This window comes from Bradyrhizobium genomosp. III (assembly GCF_000261705.1).
GTDB lineage: Bacteria > Pseudomonadota > Alphaproteobacteria > Rhizobiales > Xanthobacteraceae > Bradyrhizobium > Bradyrhizobium ottawaense.
Window position 1 is genome coordinate 1 of record NZ_AJQF01000274.1, and the last position, 21061, is coordinate 21061.

Genomic DNA, 21061 nt, shown 5'->3' on the forward strand with positions numbered 1-21061 from the left:
CCCGGGCCCCGTCGACGAAGCCGGAAACTTACAGACGAGACGAAGCCTAGCAGCGCCGCTCGTCTGCACGAAGCCTCGGACTCACAGGGACTACCCGCCCTGCCCGCGCCTCTCGTGCCGACGCTGCCGCGTCCACCGCAAGCCCGGCTCGCGATGCGTGACGACACATGATCGCCCCTCTTGGTGAGCCGGGATGGGCAACACATACGCCGAAACCGAATTTCGGTAAAGTGGAATATTTTCGGCGACGAGGATTGACAGAGGGCGACACAGGCGCGGTCCCGTAGTGCGGATGGCGCCAACGGGTCGGCGCGAAGCGCCGCCCGATGACAGGCTCCGCGCAATCCGGGACGGTGCGAGACGCCGGGCGAGCGGCCCCGGATTACGCTTTCGCTCCACCGGGCTACAAGGATACCGACGCATCAAAAAAAGGGCGGCGCAAAGCACCGCCCTTTATCGCGCAACCCATTCCGGGCCGCGCTGAAAACAGCTGCTCAGTAGCCCGGATCGTAATAGAACGGACTGCCGCCGCCGTAATAACCCTGACCGCCATAATAGCCCTGACCGCCATAGTAGGGACGCGACCCATAATAATAGCGGTTCTCGTAGTAGTCGCGGCGCCGCTGCTCGGCGATCACCCCGCCGATGATACCCGCCGCGGCGCCCATGAAGGCGAGGCCTGCGGCGTTCGACCCGCGCCGATAATAGTGGCGACGCCGGGCTGCGCTGAAATCGGTGACGTCGGAGGAGCCCTGCCCTGCCGTGACGGGCTTCGCTGACACCGCCCCGGGGGACGCCGCAGCCGAGGGCGATGCGGAGGTTGCGACCAATGCCAGGCTTGCGAACGCGGCCAGCACCATGTTGCGGCCGGCTGCGGAAATCATGGGTCTCACAGTCATTTTGACCTTCCTATAATCTTGCCGATGCTCTTGCCAAACGTAGGGATCTGCAAACCGGATTCAATGCGCAAACCGTTGAGATGGTTTCATGTTCGCGGCAATCTGCCACGCTTTGAACGATTGTAAACCGAACGACCAACTCGCAGCTTGAACCATCGAACCTGAGCGGATAATGAACAGCCGCGCCGTTTTCCGGTCGCCGTAAGCGTTTCACGTGAACCAACGCATCAACCGACGCCGTCGGGATCGATGCCATTTGCAGGGTTCAACGTGACCGACGCGTCCTTTTCCAAGAGAAATCAGATGATTGTGGTTCGCAAACTGCCGGCGCGCTATGCGCCGATCGTGATGCCGTTCGTGCTGTCCATCCTCATGACCGCCGTGGTGTCGGTCATTTCGACGCTCCGGAGCTTAGGTGCGACGCCGGCGTTCCTCGCGACCTGGCCGGGCGCCTGGGCGTTGTCCTGGCTGGTCGCCTTTCCGACGCTGCTGCTGGTGCTGCCGATGGTGCGGCGGATCGTGACGCTCCTGGTCGCGGCTCCGCCCCAACCAGGCCGATAACCGGGAGCGAGCGCTTACGACAGCGCCCCGAGCACCCCGCGCGTCGCCTTGTCGATCTCCTCGACATAGCGGCGGCGGGCGAAGTTTTCGGTGAGGAAGCCGACCACCTTGCGGCTGTCGGTGGAATCGACCACCGCCAGCATCTCGGCTTCGGCCTCGTCGAACACCGCCATCGCCGACTTCACGTTCATTTCCGGGATCAGCACAATGTCGATCAGGCGGGCAAGCTCGATCACCTGAATGTCGTCGGCGATGGTGTCGAGGTCGCTGGAGAACAGGTCCGGCAGCAGGACCAAGCCTACATATTCGTCGGAATTGTTGACGATGACGATACCGGGCCGCGATCCCAGCGCGAACTCGCGGCGGACGGCGGCGATCGTCGTGGTCGAGGGCACCTTGCCGACGTCGGAGCGCATGAGCCGCTCGACGGTGAGATTGCGCAGCCAGCCGACGTCATTGGCGCTGCGGATGGTCTCGCCGCGCAGATGCAGGCGCCAGGTCGAGAAGGAGTGGCCGAACATGAAGCGAACGCAGATCGAGGTGACGATGCAGCCGGCGAGCACCACGGCGGTGACGTCGACATTGCGGGTCATCTCGAGCACCAGGAACGACATGGTCAGGGGGCCGCCGACGATGGCGACACCGAGCGTCGCCATGCCCGTCAGCATCGCAACCAATGGATCGATGGCGAAGTTCGGGCTGATCAAGAGCAGCACCGCGGCAAAGAACTTTCCGATCAGGCTGCCGACGAACAGCGAGGCGAAGAACAGACCGCCGCGGAAGCCCGAGGCGAGCGAGACCAGGCAGGCTGTCACCTTTAGGGCGATGATCAGCGCGATCAGGCCGATCGTCATGTCGTGAAAGAGATCGAGCACCATGGCGCCATGGCCGGCCGCCAGCACCTGCGGCGTCACGATGGCGAAGCCGCCGACGATGAGGCCGCCGATCACCGGCCGGAGCCAGATCGGCAGCCAGGCGAACAGGCGCTCGAACATCGGCGAGGAGCGCATCACGGCGATGCCGACGCCGCTGGTGATGAGCGCAAGCCCGATCAGGGCCAGATATTGCTCGACGCCGACGGCGCTGACCTTGGGTATCTCCAGCGAGTATGGCGCGCCGCCGAGCCATTGCGCGGTGAGCGCGCCGGCGAGCGAGGCTGCCAGGATCGGGGCCGCGCTGCCGACCGAATAGACGCCGACGATCAACTCACAGGCGTAGAAGGCACCGGTGATCGGCGCGCCGAATGCCGCCGCGATCGCAGCCGCAGCGCCGCAGCCGACCATCAGGCGCAGATCGTTGCGGCGCAGATTGAAGAACTTGCCGAACAGCGAGGCGATCCCCGAGCCAATCTGGGTATAGCCGGCCTCGAGGCCGACCGAGGCGCCGCAGCCGTTGGAGATCAGCGTCTGGCTCGACACGATGACGCTGTCCCGCATCGACAGATTGCCGCCGCGCAGCGCGTTCGCCTCGATCGGGTCGACCGCGTTCGAAATCTTCATCCGACGCCGCGACCACTCCATGATGCCAAGCGAAAGCCCACCCAGCGCCGGCGCGATCAGTGCCGCCCACGGGCTGACGCTCGCGTGGGCCGACAAGTGGACATCGACGGGAATTCCATAGATCACCACGTGCGCGATCTGCGCGATATGCGCCATCAGCGTCACCACCGCCCCGGCCAGCGTGCCGATCACCAGCGCCAGCGGGATCAGATAGAACTCGTTGCTGCGCAACAGAGCGCGCAGCCGAACCATGACGCGGTTAGATCCCTTGCGATCGGTGAGATGTCTGATCCGCGCGAACACCGCCCGCCCTAACCTTCCGACAGGCCGTAGCCGGCCATGCGCTGGCGGACCCGTTCGATCTCCTCGCTGGGGAGCAGCGGCGGTTTCCCGATCTGGAGGCAGCCGTGATATTGCCGCGCCAGCGTTTCGACCTCGACGGCGAGCCACATCGCCTTGTCCAGCGTCTTGCCGATCGCGATCATGCCATGATGGTCCAGCAGGCAGGCAAGCCGCCCCTCCAGCGCCCGCACCGCATGTTCGGACAGCTCCACGGTTCCGAACGTCGCATAGGGCGCGCAGCGGATGCTGTCGCCGCCGGCCGCCGCGATCATGTAGTGCACCGGCGGAATCTCCATGCCCATGATCGCCAGGATGGTGCAATAGGTCGGATGGGCGTGCACGACGGCGTTGACGTCACCCCGTGACTTCAGGATGTCGCGATGAAAGCGCCATTCGCTCGACGGCTTCTGATCGGGCGCATGTGTGCCGTCCATGGCCATGAAGACGATCTGGTCCGGCGTCATGGCCTCATAGGGCACGCTGGTCGGCGTGACCAGGAGCCCGTCCACATGCCGGACAGAGATGTTGCCCGAGGTGCCCTGGTTGATGCCGAGCGCGTTCATGCGCCGGCAGGCGTCGATGATGGCCTGTCTCTTGGCGAGCTCTTCCGCTGTCGTCGACATCCCGATTTCCTGACGATGGGCTTGTTAGACCCGAAGTACGTCAAAGCAATATGGCAGTGCAAGCGAAAGCGGCCCGGATCCGATGCCACCTTGTCGCCCCTCCTGCCAAATCACCAAATGGACGGCAAAATCAACGAATTCACGGATTGTCGCAGCCCTATGGCAGGCTGGTCCTGACCGCCGCAATCCCGTTGATCACGAACTGCACGGAATAGGCGGCGAGCAGCATGCCGAGGACGCGCGAGAGCACGGCATTTCCAGTGCGGCCGAGGGTTTCGCGATCAGGTGAGCCGAGACACAGCATGCAGAGCAGGCAGACCGAGAGCACGACCGCGATGATCACCGCGAGCCTCGCCCCATAGCCGGCATCGCCCGAAAGCAGCAACGTGGTCGCAATCGCGCCGGGGCCGGCCATCATGGGGATGGCCAGGGGAAACACCGCGACATCGGAGGCGTGCTCGGACGTCGCCTTGTCGGCCTCGCGGGCCTCGCGATGCGGACGATCGCCGAAGATCATCTGGTAGGACACGCCGAACAGCAGCAGCCCGCCGGCGATCTGGAAGGCGGGGATGCCGATCCCGAGCTGGCGCAGCAGCCAGTTTCCGACCAGCGCGATCACCACCAGGATCGAGGCCGCGATCAGCGGTGCGCGCAATGCGATGGTTCGTTTGACCTTGTCGGGCATGCCGGCGGTCGCAGCGAGGAAGGCCGGCGCAAGGCCGACCGGATCGACAACCAGCAGCAGCGTCACGAAGGCGGACAGGGCGAAGTCGAGCATGTGCCGGTGGGGTCCTTGGACGCTGGAACGATGGCTTCCGGGCTGACTTAGCCCAGCAAAGCCGCTTTGGAAATCACTGGAGGCGACAATGAGCGACAGTGGAATCGGAATGCTTCTCGGCCAGCTCTCGGCCAACCTGCTCTGGCTCTGGTTCATCGGGGCCTTCGTGCTCGGCGGGGTCCTCGTCTATGGCGTGATGAAGGCCGGCCACCTCAGGCGCAGCGAGCGGGCGCAGCTCGATCGCAACACCGAGGCCCGACAGCGCCAGGAAGATCCCTACAAGCGCCCGACCTGAACGGTCGCCGCGCGCGCCGGTTGCAGTTTGGAACTTTCGTTCTCCAAACGGCTTTGATGGGCTGAGGATTGGGGAAGGAGATGCCTTCCCGTGTCACCTCAAGAGGAGGACATATGGCTAAACGAGCGAAGAAACGCGCACCCAAGAAGACCACAGCGCGCCGACCGCGTCAGGCGCCGAAGATGCTCAGCGACCTGTTTCTGGAGACGCTGAAGGACATCTATTTCGCCGAGAACAAGATCATCAAGACCCTGCCCAAAATGGCCAAGGCTGCAAACTCGAAAGAGCTCGCGGCCGCCTTCAACAAGCACCTGCGCGAGACCCAGGGCCAGGTCAAGCGTCTGGACCAGATCTTCAAGATGCTGGGCAAGCCTGCACGCGGCAAGCCCTGCGAGGCGATCAACGGCATTACCGATGAGGGCGCCGAGATCATGAAGGAGTTCAAGGGAGCGCCGGCGCTCGATGCGGGACTGCTCGCCGCCGCGCAGGCGGTCGAGCACTACGAGATCTCCCGCTATGGCACCTTGCGCACCTGGGCCGAGGAGCTCGGCATGCAGGACGCAGCAAGGCTGCTTCAGGCGACGCTGGACGAGGAAGAGGCGACCGATCATACGCTGACCGAGCTGGCCACCTCGGTGATCAACCTCGAGGCGGAAGAAGATTACCGCGCCGCGGCCTGACCCGCGCGCCAGCCGATGACGAAACGCCGCGGCCAGAGCCGCGGCGTTTGCTTTTTGGGCCAGAGCCGCGGCGTTTGATTTTTGGGCCGTAGCCGCGGCGCTTGCTTTTGCGATCGCACGATGGCGCATGGCACGTCAGCGCCACCGCACTGGATTTCCCGGGAACCAGCCCCATATGCAGGCTTTCCCACCCCTGAGCCCGCATCATGCAACCCAAAAATCCCCTCGACTGGATGCTGTCCGAAGCCCTGGACCAGCTGACGCGCGCCGAGCGGCTGCGCCAGCAGTTCGGCCGCCAGGAAGCCTGCTGGGAGCCGCCGATCGACGTGCTCGAAACCGAGCATGAGCTGCTGATCCTGGTCGCGCTTCCCGGCGTCAATCCGGACAATGTCGAGACGGTCATTCATGACGGCGTGCTCGTCGTCTCCGGCCAGCGCACGCTTCCGCCGGAGCTTCGCAACGCACGTATCCACCGGCTCGAACTGCCGCAGGGGCGTTTTGAGCGCCGCATTGCATTGCCCCTCGGCCGCTACGCCATCAGCCGCTTCGTGATGGACGGCTGCGTCGCGCTGCGCCTCGCCAAATCCTGAGGTCGATCATGGCCACCGAACAGATGAACAACGAACAGACCAATAACGACGTGAAGATCCCCGAAGACGCGCTGATCATCGTCGCCGTACGCGACATGGTGCTGTTTCCCGGCGCGATCGGGCCGATCGCGATCGCGCGGCCGAAATCGATCGCGGCGGCGCAGCAGGCGCTGCGCGAGCAGCGGCCGATCGGCATCGTCCTGCAGCGCAATCCCGAAGTCGATGATCCCACGCCGGACGACCTCTACCGGGTCGCGACCATCGCCAACATCGTGCGCTACATCACCGCGCCCGACGGCACCCATCACATCGTCTGCCAGGGCGTGCAGCGCGCGCGCATCCTCGACTTCCTGCCGGGGACGCCGTTCCCGGCTGCGCGCATCCAGCAGATTCCGGAGCCCACCACGACTTCGCCGGAGATCGAGGCGCGCGCGCTGAATCTGCAGCGCCAGGCGATCGAGGCGATCGAGCTGCTGCCGCAGGCGCCGCCTGAGCTCGCCGCGATGTTCCAGGGCACCACCGCGCCCGGCGCGCTGGCGGATCTGGCGACCTCGTTCATGGACATCAAGCCGCAGGACAAGCAGGAGGTGCTGGAGACCATCGACCTCGCCTTGCGCGTCGAGAAGGTGTCCAAGCATCTGGCCGAGCGGCTGGAGGTGCTGCGCATCAGCAATGAGATCGGCCAGAAGACACGCGCCAGCTTCGACGAGCGGCAGCGCGAGGCGATCCTGCGCGAGCAGATGGCGACCATCCAGCGCCAGCTTGGCGAAGGCGACGGCAAGGCGGCCGAGGTCGCCGAGCTGACGTCTGCCATCACCAAGGCCAACATGCCGCCGGAGGCGGACGCGCACGCCAGGAAGGAGCTGCGCCGCTACGAGCGCATGCCGGAGGCCGCTGGCGAAGCCGGCATGGTCCGTACCTATCTCGACTGGCTGATCGAGCTGCCCTGGGCGCTGCCCGCGGAGAAGCCGATCGACATCAAGGAGGCGCGAGCCATCCTCGACGCCGATCATTTCGGCCTGGAGAAGATCAAGGGCCGGATCATCGAATATCTGGCGGTGCGCAAGCTCGCCCCGCAGGGCAAGGCGCCGATCCTGTGCTTCGTCGGCCCGCCCGGCGTCGGCAAGACCTCGCTCGGCCAGTCCATCGCGCGTGCGATGGATCGCCCCTTCGTGCGCGTCAGCCTTGGCGGCGTGCATGACGAAGCCGAGATCCGCGGCCACCGCCGCACCTATATCGGCGCGCTGCCCGGCAACATCATCCAGGGCATCAAGAAGGCTGGCAGCCGCAACTGCGTCATGATGCTGGACGAGATCGACAAGATGGGCCGTGGCGTGCAGGGCGATCCGTCAGCAGCCATGCTGGAGGTGCTCGACCCCGAGCAGAACGGGACGTTCCGGGACAATTACCTCGGCGTGCCCTTCGACCTGTCGCGCGTGGTGTTCATCGCGACCGCCAACATGCTGGACCAGATCCCGGGTCCGCTCCTGGACCGCATGGAGCTGATCAGCCTTGCCGGGTACACCGAAGAGGAGAAGCTGGAGATCGCGAAGCGCTATCTGGTGCGGCGGCAGCTCGAGGCCAACGGTTTGACCGCCGAGCAGGCCGAGATCGAGCCGGAGGCGCTGAAGCTGGTGGTCAAGGGCTACACCCGCGAGGCCGGCGTGCGTAACCTCGAGCGCGAGATCGGCAAGCTGTTCCGGCATGCCGCGGTGCAGGTCGCCGAAGGCACGACTGCGAAGGTGGTGGTGACGCCGAAGGACATCGCCACCGTGCTCGGCCAGCCGCGCTTCGAAGGCGAGATCGCGCAGCGCACCAGCGTTCCGGGCGTGGCCACCGGCCTTGCCTGGACGCCTGTCGGCGGCGACATCCTGTTCATCGAGGCGTCCCGTGTGCCCGGCCGCGGCGGCATGATCCTGACCGGCCAGCTCGGCGAGGTCATGCGCGAGAGCGTGCAGGCTGCGCTGACGCTGGTGAAGAGCAAGGCCACGCAGCTCGGCATCGATCAGTCGGTGTTCGAGAAGAGCGACATCCACGTTCACGTTCCGGCGGGCGCAACCCCGAAGGACGGACCGAGCGCGGGCGTTGCGATGTTCACGGCGCTGACGTCCCTGCTCACCAACCGCACGGTGCGCAGCGACACCGCCATGACCGGCGAGATCTCGCTGCGCGGCCTGGTGCTGCCGGTCGGCGGCATCAAGGAGAAGGTGGTGGCGGCCGCGGCGGCGGGCCTGAAGCGGGTGATGCTGCCGGCGCGCAACAAGCGGGACTATGACGACATCCCGAAGAGCGCGCGGGACAACCTCGACTTCATCTGGCTGGAGCGCGTCGACGAAGCCATCGCCGCGGCCCTCGAGCCGGTCGATGCGAAGGTCGAAGCGGCGGAGTGAATGCGATGAAGAAACTGCTGGAGAAAGCGAAGAGTTCGCGGACAACGCAGCGGCTGCGCCAGTTGCTCGATCGCGCGATCGACCGGGTTCGCGATGGGCTGGCGGCGCCAGGACTAGGTTCAAGACCGCGGCTTCAACCCATTCCGGTCCGGGTGAAGCGCCGCAAGGGTTGAGCCCTCCGTCTCAGGCCCTCGCGGCTGCCCCAATCAAAAGGCCCCCTCCGACCGAGGGGGCCTTTGCGTTGTTAGCCCACGGCGTCCTTGGCCGCCTTGACCGGGCGGGCGCGGACGATCTTGCGGGCCGGCTTGGCCTTGAACATCATCTCTTCACCCGTGAACGGGTTGGTGCCCTTGCGCGCCTTGGTCGCGGGCTTCTTGATGACCACGAACTTGGCGAAGCCCGGCACCAGGAACAGGCCGTTCTTCTTGAGCTCCTTGTGACCGACGTCGGTCAGCGTCTCCATGACGTTCTTGACGTCGCGCTTGGAAAGCTCGGTGGCGGTCGCAATCTTTTCGATCAACTGCGATTTGGACATTTGGGTTGGCATCGTGTCTCCTCTGATTCGTTGCCGGTTGCATATTAGACCAACCGGCGAAGGCCTATAGCCTTCTGCACAGTTTTGTCGCGGTTTTACGGGCTTTTTTGGCCCTCAGCGGCAAAAAACCCTGCTTTTTAGCGACTTCCGGAGCGGGAGAAGCCTCAGGCAGCGGATTTTACCTTGTTTCAAAGGCCCGCACGCAACCTTGCTAAAGCTGATTCGCCGCTTTCGACAAGCGACGAGGTGCCTCTTTGTGCGCGGAGGAGTGCGTTTCGCCCTAGAAAATAAGGCTAGATCGTCGCGTTGTGGCGTCTCACCTGCTCCCTCACCCTATTGCCACAGGGGCGCGGCGAGCTTCGCTCGCGCTAGATGCGCTCGATGATGATGGCCGGCGCCATTCCGCCGGCGGCGCACATGGTGACGAGACCACGCTTGAGGTCGCGCCGTTCGAGCTCGTCGAGCACGGTGCCGATCAGGATCGAGCCGGTGGCACCGATGGGATGGCCGAGCGCGATCGAGCCGCCGTTGACGTTGACCTTGGCGCGATCGAGCTTGAGGTCGCGGATGTATTTTTCCGCCACCACCGCGAACGCCTCGTTGATCTCGAACAGGTCGATGTCGTCGACGGTCAGCCCCGCCTTCGCCAGCACCTTGCGCGTCGCCGGCACCGGCGCGTTCAGCATCAGGGTCGGGGAGTCCCCCATGTTGGCCATCGCGACGACACGGGCGCGGGCTTTGAGGCCGTGCGCCCTGGCGTAGGCGGGCGAGGCCAGCAGGATCGCGGCGGCGCCGTCGACGACACCGGAGGAGTTGCCGGCGTGGTGCATGAAGTCGATCTCGAGATCAGGATATTTCTGCAGGATCAGGCCGCGATAGGTCGTGCCCTTGTCGTCGAGCGCATAGTCGGCAATCGCCGGAAAGGCCGGCTTCAGGCTGCCGAGGCCCTCCATCGTCGTCTGCGGCCGCGGATATTCCTCGTGGTCGAGCGCAAGGCTGCCGTCCTCGCGGTGAACCGGCACGAGGCTCTTCTTGAAGTGGCCGTTCGCGATTGCGTGCGCGGCGCGCTTCTGGCTCTCGAGCCCGAGCGCGTCGACGTCCCTTCGCGTGATGCCTTCGAGCGTCGCGATCGCATCCGCGCAGACGCCCTGATGCGATTGCGGATGCCGCGCGCGCAGGCGCAGATTGCCGCCGTCCATCATCATCGGGCCGCCGCCGCGGCGTCCTTCCATCGACATCATCTCGCAGCCGCCGGCGATGACGAGATCTTCCGCGCCCGCCATGATCGAGGATGCCGCCATGCTGACGCTGGTGATGCCGCTTCCGCAGAACCGGTCCAGCGTCACGGCGCTGGCGCGCACGTCATAGCCGGCATCGAGCGCCGACATCCGCCCGAGATCGCCGCTTTGGGTCGCGACCTGCGCGCTGCAGCCCCAGACGATGTCATCGACATCGGCGGTGTCGATGCCGGTGCGGTCCGCGAGCGCGCGCAGCACGGTGGCACCGATCTGCTGCGGATGAATGCCCGAAAGCGCGCCCTTGCCGGCCTTGCCGACGCCGCGCGGGGTCCGGCAGGCATCGATGATGAGTGCATCGGTCATTGGCGTTGTCCTCTTGTTGTGGGTTGTTGAGAGGCGTTTTCAATCAGGGGGAGATGGGAGTCAATGCACGGCATTCCTTCGCCTCTCCCCACGTGCGGGGAGAGGCCGGATTTTACGCGCAGCGGAAAATTCGGGTGAGGGGGAGCTTCAACAAGGACGCTGGCAGATGGACTCGCGGATAGAGCCCCTTACCCCTGCCCTCTCAGCGCGAGCGAAGCTCGTCGCGACCCCGTAAGAACAGGGAGAGCAAGAAGAGCTACGCACCTGCCGCGTTCTTCGCGATCACGTTGCGATAGAAGCTGGCGCTGAGTTTCGGCGTGCGGACCTGGGTGTCGAAATTGACGTGGTACAGCCCGAAACGCTTGTTCAGCCCATATACCCACTCGAAATTGTCCATCAGGCTCCAGAGGAAATAGCCGCGGACCGGCACGCCTTCGGCGGTGGCGCGCTGGAGCTGGGCGAGATAGTTGCGCAGGTACATGATGCGGTCGGTGTCGTAGATCTTGCCGTCCGGCGTGACGACGTCATCGCCGGAGGCGCCGTTCTCGCTGATGTAGATCGCATCCGTCTTCCAGATCTTTGCCGCCAGCTTCGGCACCCAATAGAGCGTCTCCGGCCCGACGCGCAGCCAGTCCGAGTTCATGTGCGGGAACGATTTCGGGATCGGCAGCGGCATGAAGCCCGCGCCCTGGTCGGAGGCCACCACATAGTTCTGCGGCGCGTAGATGTTGAGGCCGAGGAAATCGACCGGCGAGGAGATGATCTTCAGCTCCGCATCGGTGTATTTCGGCGCGTTGGGGCCGGCGAATTTCAGGAAGGCGTCGGTGTAGCGGCCCGTCATGATGACGTTGAGATAGCCGGCATTCATCTCGCGCAGTGCGATCTCCGCGGCACGGACGTTCTCCGGCGTGTCGATCGCGGGCGCGCAGGCATCGATGTTCTCGGCCGGCCCCACTCGGGTGCCGCGGCGGCCATGGGCACGCACCGCCTGCACCGCGAGCCCGTGCGCGAGCGCGCTGTTGTGCCTGATCTGGTTGACCTCGGCTTGCGGCAGCGTCACGCCCGGCGCGTCGATGCCGATGCCGTAGCCGAAATAGACGAAGCGGCCGCTCTCGTTCAGCGTGAACACGTTTTTGACACGGTCAGTCAGATGCTCGGCGACATAGGCGGCGTAGTCGCCGAAGATCTTGCAGGTTTCCGTCGAACGCCAGCCGCCGAAGCGATCCTGCAGCGATTGCGGAAGATCCCAGTGATACAGCGTCAGCCACGGCTCGATGCCGTTCTTCAAGAGCTCGTCGACGAGACGTTTGTAGAAGTCGAGCCCCTTCGGATTGGGCTTGCCGTCGCCGTCCGGAAACAGCCGCGGCCAGGCCACCGAGAAGCGATAGGCCTTGCAGCCGAGCGCCTTGATGAGCGCGATATCCTCCTTGTAGCGGTGATAATGCTCATTGGCGCGGTCACCATTGGTGCCGTCCTCGATCTTGCCGGGGATGCGCACGAACTTGTCCCAGATCGAGGCGCCTCGCCCGTCCTCGTTGACCGCACCCTCGACCTGATAGGACGAGGTCGCCGTGCCCCAGACAAAGCCCGCCGGAAAACCGCTGCCGCTGCGCGGCGGCGATGCCGGCCTGGCCTCGACGAGATCAAGCGGACTTGTCACCCCGGCTGCGGACAACCCCGCGAGCTTCGCAAACCGGCGACGCGAGACCTTGTCCGACATTGATGCTGCTCCGCTTCTCTTGGTTTTCGGCCCGGCACAATGAACAGTTCGAGGCCATTTGAGAAGCGCGTCCGGGAGGACCCAGATCCAGCAAACGTAGACGGTGCGGCAGGCACAATGCCGTCACTTTTCGGCGTCGGATGAATATTTTTCGGCTTCAGAGGGGCGGCTTTAGGGCCGACCTGCTCCGATTGCGCTGACCACGACCTGCATGAGCCACGCGATGCCGGCGTCTCTCATCGCCGCCTTGGTTGCGATCGCCCGGATCGCATCCGGTTTACGCGCAAAAGGCAGCTCGACGAACACCAAGCCGAAACGGCCGGCGTGGTGCTCCACCAATCGGCGCGGCAATGCTGCGATCAGATCAGATCCTGAAAGCTGCACGAGCGCCATCATGAAATTCGGGACGGTCAAGGCGATGCGGCGCTCGAGGCCGCGCTTTGCCAACATCTGATCGACGAAACCGCGCGCTTCGCCGCTGAGAGACACCAGCAGATGCTGTGACTGCGAGAATGCAGCACGGGTGGGCGCTTTCGCGAGGGGATGTCCCTTGCGCATGGCCAGCACGAAATCCTCGTCGTAGAGCCTGCGCGCCTCGAATCGCGGCGATACCGTCGGCAGCGGCAGCATTGCGACGTCGAGCTCGCGTCTTTCGAGCATATCGAGGCTTTGGTGCCAGGGCTCCCCGATCGCGCCGCCGCGCGGCGCAGGCATCAGGTGGATCAGGGCGAGGTCGATATGGGGGGCCGCAGTCGCGATCGATCGCAGGAGCTGAACGGATGTCGAGACCAGGACGGCATCGGGGGCGCCAATCGTGAACCGGCGGCGGCTCTTCGCGGGGTCGAACGGTGCAGCCGAGCCGATCAGCTGTTCGATGCGCGCGATGATCTCGGTCACGGGCTCCTCGAGCTCCAAGGCCCGCGCCGTTGGAACGACGCCCTTCGGCGTCCGCAGAAACAGCGGATCGTTCAGCAAGAGGCGGAGCCGGCCAAGCGCATGGCTGACAGCCGACGGCGTCAGGCTCAGCCGGCCTGCAGCACGCGCGACATGATGTTCTTCCAGAACCACACGGAAGAGCACGAGGAGATTCAGGTCGATCCTGGATAGATCAATTTGGTTCAGCATGATGCTGAAATCATATCGCTGGATTCATCAAGATCAAGGTCTCATGGATGGGGTCATTCGTCGTTCGATCAGGAGACGTGAAATGACCAAGAGAGCGCCCGGTGTGAACAATTGGCCAGACCGGCAGGAGAAAATGTCGCGGCGCTCGATGATGGCCGCCACGGCTGCAATTCCGCTGTCCGTTCAGCTTTCAGCTGATGAGGCCGTCGCAAACGACGCGATCGCCAACCTCGTCGAACGCGCTCGCGCGAAAAATGCCGCGTTCATGCGTGGCGACATGGATCGCTGGCTCCAGCTCGTCCGCATCGCGCCGGATTTCACGTTGATGCAGCCGTTCGGCGGGCCTGCCAGTCGCGGATTCGACGCCAGCCCCAAGCGCCTGGCCGACCTATCGCGATACTTCAGGGAAGGCGAAACCGAGCTCGAGGTCTTGCAAACCCATGCATCGGACGCGCTCGTCGTTCTCGCAATGATCGAACACCAGCGGGCCGAAGTGGGCGGATTGCCGGCCCAAGACTGGTCGTTGCGCGTAACCGAGGTCTACCGCAAGGATGGCACGGATTGGCAACTCGTGCACCGTCATGCCGATCCCCTGGTCCGAAGCATCACCCTGCAACAAGCCGCGATACTCGCCCGGGGCTGGCCGGAGGACAAATGATGTCCCTCGCCTCGCTGGAGCAGCCGGTCAGCTGGCCCCTGACGTCACGCATCGCGATACAAAATTTTCAGCGGCGCTTCGGCAGCTTTGGCAGCTTGTCGGGATTGAATGCCGGGAACTGCTCGGTTCGCTCACTTGCCTGCGGCTGCTGTTCGGTCAGAATGAGCGTGCCCTTGAGGATCATTCCCGGCACTTGTTGTGCCGTCGCGGTGTAAGTCGCGATCTTGCCGGGACAGTTTCCCTCGATATCCAGGGTGAGCTCGTCTTCCACGCCGAAGACCGTTGCACGTCCGTCGGTATGACGCTTCGTTGATACGGTGGCGGTGAAGCGATCTCCATCGACCTGGCACGAGCCATGATACGTCATCAGGCTGTCGCGGCCCCAGATCTGTCCGTCTGCGACATGGACGATCCCGGTCCCCTGGTCGAGCGGCGTCTTGTACCACGCCGCATATGTCCCGTCCTTCAACATGGGAGCAGTCTCCCTGGCATTCCCGCACAACAATCCGCATGATAGCGCTAAGAAACCGTTAATCACGCGGCCCGTGCCAATCCGGCCTTTCCTTGCGCAGCTCGGCTTCAAGCTCCTCGACGATGCCGTGAAGCAGGCACGCGGCAAGTGGATCCGTCACCTCCCGTTCCAAGCGCCGATAACGCGCGATCTGGCATTCCTGCTCTCTCAACTGGTGCTCTGTCATCAGACGGGCCCTCCAGCGAATCGACGCGCAGACAGCCGAGCGGTTTCGTTAAAATTTTCGGATCATTTGCCATGGTTTCTGAACGGTAAAGGACAATCGGGCGGTCTGTCCGCGCAGGCCTGGGAGAGAAAGCCCGGTCATGCACCCTTCCCCGCTCGACCTTCCATCGCGCGACTGACGAGTCTGTCGGAGGCCCCCATCAGCGCGGCCGCATAGGACGGCTCCGTGGACGACGGGCTCGCCAGGATCGCCTCCGCCTTGTTATTGAACATCGCACCGCTGCGGCCGTTGAGATCGCGCGACACCAGGAGCGGAACCAACCGCTCGGCATAAGCATCCGGCTCGACCATCATGAAGCTGGTCAGCCATTCCACGACGGCGAACAGAGCGCGCGACCCGAGCAGATTGGCGCGGATGTTGGTCTTGACGAAACCGGGGTTGAGGCCGAACACGTCGACGTCGGGAAAGCGGCCGGCCGCCTCGATGACGAGCACTTCGTTTCCGGCCACGGTGTTCGAATGTGCGGCGAACCGTTTGTAGCTTCGTTCCGAGTTCAGGTCGTCGACATTCGCCCTCTGCTCCGTCCCCGGAAATCCCATGACGAACATGCGGGGCCTCAGGTCGGCCCGGGCGCGGTCCTTGCCAAGTCGCGGAGCAATCTCGTTGAGGATGACGCGGCGGCTCAGATAGCTGACGGCAAGGTCGCGCTCGATGCCTTCGCCCGTCACCTCGCGTTTGGGGCCTGCCATGATGCCGGTCGTGAAGACAACGATGTCCATCTTGCCGGCGGGCAGCGCGCTTCCGATGCGGCGCGCATCTCGCATCGAGCTCAGATCTGCCTTCATGAACGTGATGCGCGGCATATCCTGGTCGCGGAAGGTCTGACCGACGACCAGGACATTCGCGCCCCTGGCTGCGAGTTGATGGCTGAATGCCCGACCGATCCCGCCGGTGCCGCCGATCACCGCGACATTCAGTCCATCGAGCCGGAGGCTTTCGAGCGACGGTAGAGTCACGTTCAGGCTCTTGTCCAGTTCCACGCGTTTCACTTCAGGTGCCTTCCGCAAGCATTGATGAAAATGAGCGCTCTGCGCCGCGGTCGCAGCACAGAGCCGATGAATGTGATGACCGCCCGTCCTCAGACGGCGGCAGCCGCGTCCCATGCGGGATAGTCGGTGTACCCGCTTGCATCACCGCCGAAGAACGTCCTGCGGTCGGCCTCGTTCAGCGGCGCACCGGATTTCAGGCGGGTCAGAAAATCGGGATTCGCCAGGATCATCTGGCCGTATGCTTCCAGATCGGCCAGCCCCGAGGCGACGTCGGAACCGATACGATCGCGCGGACGGCCCGGCCTGTTCACGATCAGCTTGCCGCGCCACAGTCTGCGGAGGTCGGCGAGCAGGTGATCGTCGCCCTGATGCATGATGTGAAGGTAGGCGAGCGAAAGCTTGTCGAGCTCAGCGACCAGATGGCGATAGAGGTCCGGTCCTTCGGCGCCTTCGTCGATGCCCCACATCGTGATGCCTGGAGACAGGCGGATCGCCGTCTTGTCCGCGCCGATCTCCGCGGCGATGGCCGCCGCAACCTCGACGGCGAAACGCGCGCGATTTTCGATCGAGCCGCCATAGGCGTCGGTCCGGGTGTTCGCGCTCGGCGCAATGAACTGCTGGACCAGATAGCCGTTCGCGCCATGGATCTCGACTCCGTCCGCGCCCGCCGCGATGGCGTGACGCGCGGCATCGCGGAAGTCGCCGACGGTCCGGCGCACTTCGTCGATCGCGAGCGACCGGGGCTGCGGGATATCCTGCATGCCCTTCGGCGTGAACATCGGCGTATCGGGCGCGATCGCGGACGGGGCCACGCCCGGCCGGTGATGCGGCGTGTTGTCGGGATGCGACATGCGTCCGGCATGCATGAGTTGGATGAAGATATGGCCCCCCTTGGCGTGCACGGCGTCGGTGACCTTGCGCCAACCAGCGACATGCGCGGGCGTGTAGATGCCCGGCGTGGTCATGTAGCCCTGCCCGTCATCGGACGGCTGGGTGCCCTCGGTGACGATCAGGCCGACGCCGGCGCGCTGCGCGTAATATTCGGCAGCGAGGCCGCCGGGAACGCCGTTGGCACCGGCGCGCGAGCGCGTCATGGGCGCCATGACCAGGCGGTTCGGAAGTTCAAGTCCGCCGACGCGGACGGGACTGAAGAGCGAATTCACGGCGAGTTCCTTCTCGATGATGCAGAGAAGGGAGATGGAGCTTCCAGCCAATGGAATAAATGCCATATAATGGAACAGATTGATCCACATATGGGATAATTCGATGGAGCTGTTGAACGACATGGCGCTCTTCGTCGAGGTCGTGAAGGCCAGGAGCTTCCGGGGCGCCGCGGCGATCCTCGACATGCCCAACTCCACCCTGTCGCGACGGATCGGCCTCCTGGAGAAGGAAATCGGGCTTCGCCTGCTGAACCGGACGACGCGCAGGATCGAATTGACCGAAGCCGGCCAGCTTTATTTCGAGCGCTGCAAGCGCATCGTCGACGAAGCGCGCCTGGCGCACGAGCAACTCGGCGAGATGCTGGCGCGGCCAAGCGGACTGCTGCGCGTCTCACTGCCGGTGGATTTCGCCAACACCTACCTGGCGCCGTTGACCACCGAATTCGCACGGCAATATCCCGGCATCGATTTCGAGTTCGACCTGACGCCGCGGCGCGTCGATCTGGTCTCCGAGCCCTACGACCTGGCGATCCGCGTCGGAGAATCCGAGGCCTCCCATATGATCGCGCGGCCGCTCGCTCGCCTGCACGGCCATCTCTACGCCTCGCCGCGCTATCTCGAAGAGAACGGCGAGCCGGACGAACCGGCGGACCTCGCGCATCATCAATGTCTCTGCCAGACCAGGGTGGGCAGCTGGACGCTGCAAAACGGAACGCAAACGGTCGAAGCCGGCGTCAGCGGCCGTTTCCACCTCAACAGCATCGGCATGCTCCGCCGCCTGGCGACGCTCGACATGGGCATCACGTTCATGCCGCAAGAGATCGTCGCCGATGAAGTCGCAGCCGGCCGACTACGCCGTATCATGCCGCAATGGCAGGGCTTGCCGATGACCATCTACGCGGTCACCGAAACCCGGCTGCTCCCCGCCAAGACGCAACGCTTCATCGAATTCCTGAGAGAACGGTTGAGCCGGGACCAGATCCGCTTCGCGCCAACTCCCGGTTTGTAAGTCGCAGGGCGCGGCCTGCAAGCTGTGGCGCTTCCCAAGCCGAAGGATTGGCAGCGAAAACGGCTTGCCTTTAGGAGACCAGACGAAGCCAGACGTCTCTGCTTGCCAGCGTGCCATTCGGCGTGGCGATTTCCATGTCCACGACGTGCAGGGAGCCGGGCTCGTCTGCGTAGATGTACCTGAGGTGCCACATGAGACCGAGGTCTGGTGAAATGACAAAATCGTCCAATCCGTCGGTGATATCTCGAACGGCCTCGCGATGCGTCAATGGCGCGGAAAACATCGCATCGATCAGGTCGGCCAGGCTCATGCCCTCGACGAGCATGAGGCGGGCGACCTCATCGCCGTAAACATGTCGGAGCGCTGAAACGATAGCAGCGACGGCACCCGGATTTTTCAACGACACGGCAAAGCGAGCCTCCGGGCGCATGATGCCGGAGGCAGGACATTCTACGCAAGCCGTCCGCCCGAGGCGGCGGGGAACTCTCTGCCCCGGCGCGGCCGGCTGCGCCTTCGCGCCTAGAACGTCACCCGCATGCCCGCGTAGAACGCGCGTGGCCTCGCCGGGCTCAGCGAGCGCGGATCGGTGAAGTCGTTGCCGCCGTTGGTGAAGTTGGGCAAGGCTCCCGTGTCGAAGAACTGGCCGTAGGTCGCGTAGCGCTTGTCGAAGATGTTGTCGACCTTGCCATAGAGCTGGATGTTCTTCGCCACCTGGTAGGAGGTGTGGAGATTGAACACGGTATAGGACGGCAGTTTCGCGAACTGGTTCGATTCGTCGCCGACCAGGTACTGGCTGGAGACGAACAGCGCGTTGCCGCCGACCTTCCAGACGTCGGTCACGGCATAGTCGATGCCGACCTTGATGCGGTGGCGCGGGATCGCGGGGAGCTGGTTGCCGGGCCTGACCTGGATGGTCTCGCTGGCCGGGTCGGCCAACGGGCTTTCGGAGCCGAGTTCCAGCGGATCGAGGAAGCGCGCGTCGACGAAGGCGTAGCTTGCCTGGAACTGGAGCGTCGGCGACTTGATGTTGACCTCGGCCTCGAGGCCCTGCCGGCGGGTCCGGCCGACATTGGAGAAATAGCCGAAGCCGGTCCGTCCGACCACGGGCACCGCGACGATGTCGTCATAATTGGTGGCGCGGAAGCCGCCGATCTTCCAGCCGAGGGTGCCGATGTTCAGCTCCTTGGTGCCGCGCAGGCCCGCCTCCACGGTCTTGGAAACCACCTGCTTCAGCGGCGGATCGGAAACCAGAAACGCCGCGATCAAACAGGGACGGGCCGGATCGGAACAGCCGAGCTCGAGCGGCGTCGGCACGCGGTTGGCCTCGGAATAGCCGGCATAGGCAGTCAGCCCCGGCGTGATCTTGTAGGTGCCGCCGATCACCGGGTTGAAGCGGGTGAAGGTATGATCGCCGTTGAGATCAGTCCCGAGCTGATCCTCCAGGCTGATGCGCGCCACGTTGAAGCGGCCGCCGCCGGTGACGGCGAAGGCATCCGTGACGTTGAACGTGTCCATCGCATACAGGCCGTTATATTGGTTGACGGTCCGCAGCGAGACGGGACCGGCAATTGTTTCCGGCTGACCGGTCGGCCCCAGGAAGAGGCCGCTACCGCTGACGACGTAGTTTTCTCCGATCGAGCCGATCTCGGCGGTGGCGTTGTAGCGCGTGACGCTGGCGTCATAGGTCGTGCCCATCACGAAGCGGTTGTCGTGCCCGAACAGTTGATCGGTGTTGGTGGCCTGCCCTGATACGCCGAAGGTGGTCGAACGGATCGTGCTCCGGTCGATCTCGCCGAGGATGGTTCCGAGCGGATAGGGATTGACGAGCTGCGCGCCATTGGTGCCGTTGGCCGGCGTCGCATCGTCACCGAAGCACAACAGGCCCAGAACGGCGCATTCCTGCACATCGGTCGGATTGCCGTCGACGAGCTTCTGCTCGTACCTGCGCACATGCGCGGTGCCTTCGAGCGTCCAGGTCGGCGTCGGATCGGCCTTTCCGGTCAGGTTGAGATAGCCGACGCGGTTGGAGGTGGTCTGCGGCGTGGTGTAGGTCGCGCCCCAATATTTGTCGAGCAGCTCGGCCGGAACGGTGGCGCTGGCGCCGAAATCGTTCTTGGCGACGCCCATATTGGCGTGGAATTCGCTGTCGCCGGCCTTGTAGCCGACATCGCCGTAGAAACGCCGCACCGTTGATTGCGAGAAGTTGCGGAAGCCATTGTCGCGCAGGCCTTCGAGCGCGGCATAGACGCCGTAGTTCTTGTCGACCTGCTTGCCCCATTGCGCCGAGCCCTGGACGCGGCCGAACGAGCCGCCCATGACGTCGATCTCGGCGCCCTGATAGGTGAAGCCGTCCTTCATTTGCAGGTTGATGGCGCCGCCGAGCGCGTTGAGGCCGAAGGCGGGATTGTTGGTCACCAGCGTCACCGACCTGATCGCGGCGGTGGGGATCAGGTCCCAATTGACCGCGTCCGAGAAGGCCTCGTTGATGCGGACGCCGTTCTGATACACCGCAAGGCCTTGCGGCGTGCCGGTCACGGGCGAAGCGACAAAGCCACGGAATTCGACATCCGGCTGGAACGGATTGCCGGTGACCTCGGTGATGTTGACGCCGGCGATGTTGTCGCGCAGCGCGTCGGTGACGTTCAGCGAACCGGTGCGCTTGATCTGGCTGGCATCGACGGCGTTGATCGCCGACGGGACCTTGTCGACATCGAGGCCTCTGCCGATGCCCGGCGAGGTCGGGTAGACATAAAGCCGTGTCTTCGGCGCGGCGGACGACGCTGCCCCGATGCGCGCGACGGGTCGCGTCGGCGCGGTACGCCTCGCCACCGACGGCGGCGGTGCCG

At 64.4% G+C, this 21061-nt stretch carries 22 protein-coding genes; 8 read left to right on the forward strand and 14 right to left on the reverse strand.

Annotated features, from left to right (window positions below):
* Nucleotides 1–494: 494 nt before the first annotated feature.
* Nucleotides 495–899: a hypothetical protein gene (locus IC66_RS0123130; protein WP_028142664.1), complete on the reverse strand. Its 405-nt coding sequence runs from the start codon at nucleotides 897–899 to the stop codon at nucleotides 495–497.
* 303 nt (nucleotides 900–1202) lie between these two features.
* On the opposite strand from IC66_RS0123130, the gene IC66_RS0123135 reads away from it, so the two are divergent.
* Nucleotides 1203–1460 carry a DUF2798 domain-containing protein gene (locus IC66_RS0123135; protein ID WP_038949196.1) on the forward strand — a complete coding sequence of 86 codons (258 nt, stop codon included), beginning with the start codon at nucleotides 1203–1205 and terminating at the stop codon, nucleotides 1458–1460.
* A gap of 14 nt (nucleotides 1461–1474) precedes the next feature.
* Here the strand turns inward: IC66_RS0123135 and IC66_RS0123140 are convergent, their stop codons facing one another.
* The 3 genes from IC66_RS0123140 to IC66_RS0123150 all read right to left on the reverse strand — a co-directional run bounded on the left by IC66_RS0123140 (nucleotide 1475) and on the right by IC66_RS0123150 (nucleotide 4702).
* The gene (locus IC66_RS0123140) at nucleotides 1475–3262 is read right to left on the reverse strand and encodes a chloride channel protein (RefSeq protein WP_028142665.1); all 1788 of its coding nucleotides are present in this window, start codon (nucleotides 3260–3262) and stop codon (nucleotides 1475–1477) included.
* Nucleotides 3263–3270: 8 nt separating this feature from the next.
* Complete coding sequence (locus IC66_RS0123145; protein ID WP_028142666.1) at nucleotides 3271–3924, reverse strand: L-fuculose-phosphate aldolase; 654 nt, start codon at nucleotides 3922–3924, stop codon at nucleotides 3271–3273.
* A gap of 157 nt (nucleotides 3925–4081) precedes the next feature.
* A complete protein-coding gene (locus IC66_RS0123150; protein WP_038949197.1) occupies nucleotides 4082–4702 on the reverse strand; it encodes a MarC family protein in 621 nt (206 codons plus the stop codon).
* Nucleotides 4703–4790: 88 nt separating this feature from the next.
* On the opposite strand from IC66_RS0123150, the gene IC66_RS0123155 reads away from it, so the two are divergent.
* The 5 genes from IC66_RS0123155 (at nucleotide 4791) to IC66_RS47770 (ending at nucleotide 8830) form a co-directional block, all read left to right on the forward strand.
* A complete protein-coding gene (locus tag IC66_RS0123155) occupies nucleotides 4791–4997 on the forward strand; it encodes a hypothetical protein (RefSeq protein ID WP_018320686.1) in 207 nt (68 codons plus the stop codon).
* 113 nt (nucleotides 4998–5110) lie between these two features.
* A complete protein-coding gene (locus IC66_RS0123160) occupies nucleotides 5111–5677 on the forward strand; it encodes a YciE/YciF ferroxidase family protein (RefSeq protein ID WP_028142668.1) in 567 nt (188 codons plus the stop codon).
* Between the two features lie 206 nt (nucleotides 5678–5883).
* Nucleotides 5884–6267: an Hsp20/alpha crystallin family protein gene (locus IC66_RS0123165; RefSeq protein ID WP_028142669.1), complete on the forward strand. Its 384-nt coding sequence runs from the start codon at nucleotides 5884–5886 to the stop codon at nucleotides 6265–6267.
* An 8-nt stretch (nucleotides 6268–6275) separates the two neighbouring features.
* Nucleotides 6276–8657, forward strand: coding sequence for an endopeptidase La (gene lon, locus IC66_RS0123170; protein ID WP_028142670.1), 2382 nt, complete (start codon nucleotides 6276–6278; stop codon nucleotides 8655–8657).
* A 5-nt stretch (nucleotides 8658–8662) separates the two neighbouring features.
* Nucleotides 8663–8830 (forward strand): hypothetical protein, encoded by a 168-nt coding sequence (locus tag IC66_RS47770; RefSeq protein ID WP_162832254.1) that lies wholly within the window; start codon nucleotides 8663–8665, stop codon nucleotides 8828–8830.
* A gap of 71 nt (nucleotides 8831–8901) precedes the next feature.
* On the opposite strand, the gene IC66_RS0123175 is transcribed toward IC66_RS47770, so the two are convergent.
* From IC66_RS0123175 to IC66_RS0123190, 4 genes are all read right to left on the reverse strand, one after another.
* Nucleotides 8902–9204 (reverse strand): HU family DNA-binding protein, encoded by a 303-nt coding sequence (locus IC66_RS0123175; protein ID WP_018320691.1) that lies wholly within the window; start codon nucleotides 9202–9204, stop codon nucleotides 8902–8904.
* Between the two features lie 356 nt (nucleotides 9205–9560).
* Nucleotides 9561–10793, reverse strand: coding sequence for an acetyl-CoA C-acetyltransferase (locus tag IC66_RS0123180; protein WP_038949198.1), 1233 nt, complete (start codon nucleotides 10791–10793; stop codon nucleotides 9561–9563).
* 256 nt (nucleotides 10794–11049) lie between these two features.
* Nucleotides 11050–12513, reverse strand: a complete 1464-nt coding sequence (locus IC66_RS0123185; protein WP_038949199.1) for a GH1 family beta-glucosidase — start codon at nucleotides 12511–12513, stop codon at nucleotides 11050–11052.
* 171 nt (nucleotides 12514–12684) lie between these two features.
* A complete protein-coding gene (locus tag IC66_RS0123190; protein ID WP_028142673.1) occupies nucleotides 12685–13638 on the reverse strand; it encodes a LysR family transcriptional regulator in 954 nt (317 codons plus the stop codon).
* A gap of 82 nt (nucleotides 13639–13720) precedes the next feature.
* Between IC66_RS0123190 and IC66_RS0123195 the strand changes: the two genes are divergently transcribed.
* Entirely contained in the window at nucleotides 13721–14296 is a 576-nt protein-coding gene (locus tag IC66_RS0123195) for a YybH family protein (protein WP_028142674.1), read from the forward strand.
* A gap of 67 nt (nucleotides 14297–14363) precedes the next feature.
* Here the strand turns inward: IC66_RS0123195 and IC66_RS0123200 are convergent, their stop codons facing one another.
* The 4 genes from IC66_RS0123200 to IC66_RS0123215 all read right to left on the reverse strand — a co-directional run bounded on the left by IC66_RS0123200 (nucleotide 14364) and on the right by IC66_RS0123215 (nucleotide 17146).
* A complete protein-coding gene (locus IC66_RS0123200; protein ID WP_028142675.1) occupies nucleotides 14364–14768 on the reverse strand; it encodes a hypothetical protein in 405 nt (134 codons plus the stop codon).
* 58 nt (nucleotides 14769–14826) lie between these two features.
* Nucleotides 14827–14994, reverse strand: coding sequence for a hypothetical protein (locus tag IC66_RS47775; protein WP_162832255.1), 168 nt, complete (start codon nucleotides 14992–14994; stop codon nucleotides 14827–14829).
* Nucleotides 14995–15131: 137 nt separating this feature from the next.
* Nucleotides 15132–16043, reverse strand: a complete 912-nt coding sequence (locus tag IC66_RS0123210; RefSeq protein WP_244429145.1) for an SDR family NAD(P)-dependent oxidoreductase — start codon at nucleotides 16041–16043, stop codon at nucleotides 15132–15134.
* Between the two features lie 89 nt (nucleotides 16044–16132).
* Nucleotides 16133–17146: an alkene reductase gene (locus tag IC66_RS0123215; protein ID WP_390887163.1), complete on the reverse strand. Its 1014-nt coding sequence runs from the start codon at nucleotides 17144–17146 to the stop codon at nucleotides 16133–16135.
* 163 nt (nucleotides 17147–17309) lie between these two features.
* On the opposite strand from IC66_RS0123215, the gene IC66_RS0123220 reads away from it, so the two are divergent.
* Nucleotides 17310–18215 carry a LysR family transcriptional regulator gene (locus IC66_RS0123220; RefSeq protein WP_038949202.1) on the forward strand — a complete coding sequence of 302 codons (906 nt, stop codon included), beginning with the start codon at nucleotides 17310–17312 and terminating at the stop codon, nucleotides 18213–18215.
* Between the two features lie 70 nt (nucleotides 18216–18285).
* On the opposite strand, the gene IC66_RS0123225 is transcribed toward IC66_RS0123220, so the two are convergent.
* Complete coding sequence (locus IC66_RS0123225; protein ID WP_038949203.1) at nucleotides 18286–18645, reverse strand: hypothetical protein; 360 nt, start codon at nucleotides 18643–18645, stop codon at nucleotides 18286–18288.
* 89 nt (nucleotides 18646–18734) lie between these two features.
* On the reverse strand, nucleotides 18735–21061 hold a 2327-nt coding region (locus tag IC66_RS0123230; RefSeq protein ID WP_038949204.1), incomplete at its 5' end, for a TonB-dependent receptor.

What these genes read in the sequence shown, in the direction of transcription:
- IC66_RS0123225 (WP_038949203.1), bottom strand. Translation starts at nt 18,645, where the DNA reads ATGCGCCCGGAGGCTCGCTTTGCCGTGTCGTTGAAAAATCCGGGTGCC.
- IC66_RS0123150 (WP_038949197.1), bottom strand. Translation starts at nt 4,702, where the DNA reads ATGCTCGACTTCGCCCTGTCCGCCTTCGTGACGCTGCTGCTGGTTGTC.
- IC66_RS47770 (WP_162832254.1), top strand. Translation starts at nt 8,663, where the DNA reads ATGAAGAAACTGCTGGAGAAAGCGAAGAGTTCGCGGACAACGCAGCGG.
- IC66_RS0123180 (WP_038949198.1), bottom strand. Translation starts at nt 10,793, where the DNA reads ATGACCGATGCACTCATCATCGATGCCTGCCGGACCCCGCGCGGCGTC.
- IC66_RS0123135 (WP_038949196.1), top strand. Translation starts at nt 1,203, where the DNA reads ATGATTGTGGTTCGCAAACTGCCGGCGCGCTATGCGCCGATCGTGATG.
- lon (WP_028142670.1), top strand. Translation starts at nt 6,276, where the DNA reads ATGGCCACCGAACAGATGAACAACGAACAGACCAATAACGACGTGAAG.
- IC66_RS0123195 (WP_028142674.1), top strand. Translation starts at nt 13,721, where the DNA reads ATGACCAAGAGAGCGCCCGGTGTGAACAATTGGCCAGACCGGCAGGAG.
- IC66_RS0123175 (WP_018320691.1), bottom strand. Translation starts at nt 9,204, where the DNA reads ATGCCAACCCAAATGTCCAAATCGCAGTTGATCGAAAAGATTGCGACC.
- IC66_RS0123155 (WP_018320686.1), top strand. Translation starts at nt 4,791, where the DNA reads ATGAGCGACAGTGGAATCGGAATGCTTCTCGGCCAGCTCTCGGCCAAC.
- IC66_RS0123145 (WP_028142666.1), bottom strand. Translation starts at nt 3,924, where the DNA reads ATGTCGACGACAGCGGAAGAGCTCGCCAAGAGACAGGCCATCATCGAC.
- IC66_RS0123185 (WP_038949199.1), bottom strand. Translation starts at nt 12,513, where the DNA reads ATGTCGGACAAGGTCTCGCGTCGCCGGTTTGCGAAGCTCGCGGGGTTG.
- IC66_RS0123130 (WP_028142664.1), bottom strand. Translation starts at nt 899, where the DNA reads ATGACTGTGAGACCCATGATTTCCGCAGCCGGCCGCAACATGGTGCTG.
- IC66_RS0123165 (WP_028142669.1), top strand. Translation starts at nt 5,884, where the DNA reads ATGCAACCCAAAAATCCCCTCGACTGGATGCTGTCCGAAGCCCTGGAC.
- IC66_RS0123215 (WP_390887163.1), bottom strand. Translation starts at nt 17,146, where the DNA reads ATGGCGCCCATGACGCGCTCGCGCGCCGGTGCCAACGGCGTTCCCGGC.
- IC66_RS47775 (WP_162832255.1), bottom strand. Translation starts at nt 14,994, where the DNA reads ATGACAGAGCACCAGTTGAGAGAGCAGGAATGCCAGATCGCGCGTTAT.
- IC66_RS0123190 (WP_028142673.1), bottom strand. Translation starts at nt 13,638, where the DNA reads ATGCTGAACCAAATTGATCTATCCAGGATCGACCTGAATCTCCTCGTG.
- IC66_RS0123200 (WP_028142675.1), bottom strand. Translation starts at nt 14,768, where the DNA reads ATGTTGAAGGACGGGACATATGCGGCGTGGTACAAGACGCCGCTCGAC.
- IC66_RS0123160 (WP_028142668.1), top strand. Translation starts at nt 5,111, where the DNA reads ATGGCTAAACGAGCGAAGAAACGCGCACCCAAGAAGACCACAGCGCGC.
- IC66_RS0123220 (WP_038949202.1), top strand. Translation starts at nt 17,310, where the DNA reads ATGGAGCTGTTGAACGACATGGCGCTCTTCGTCGAGGTCGTGAAGGCC.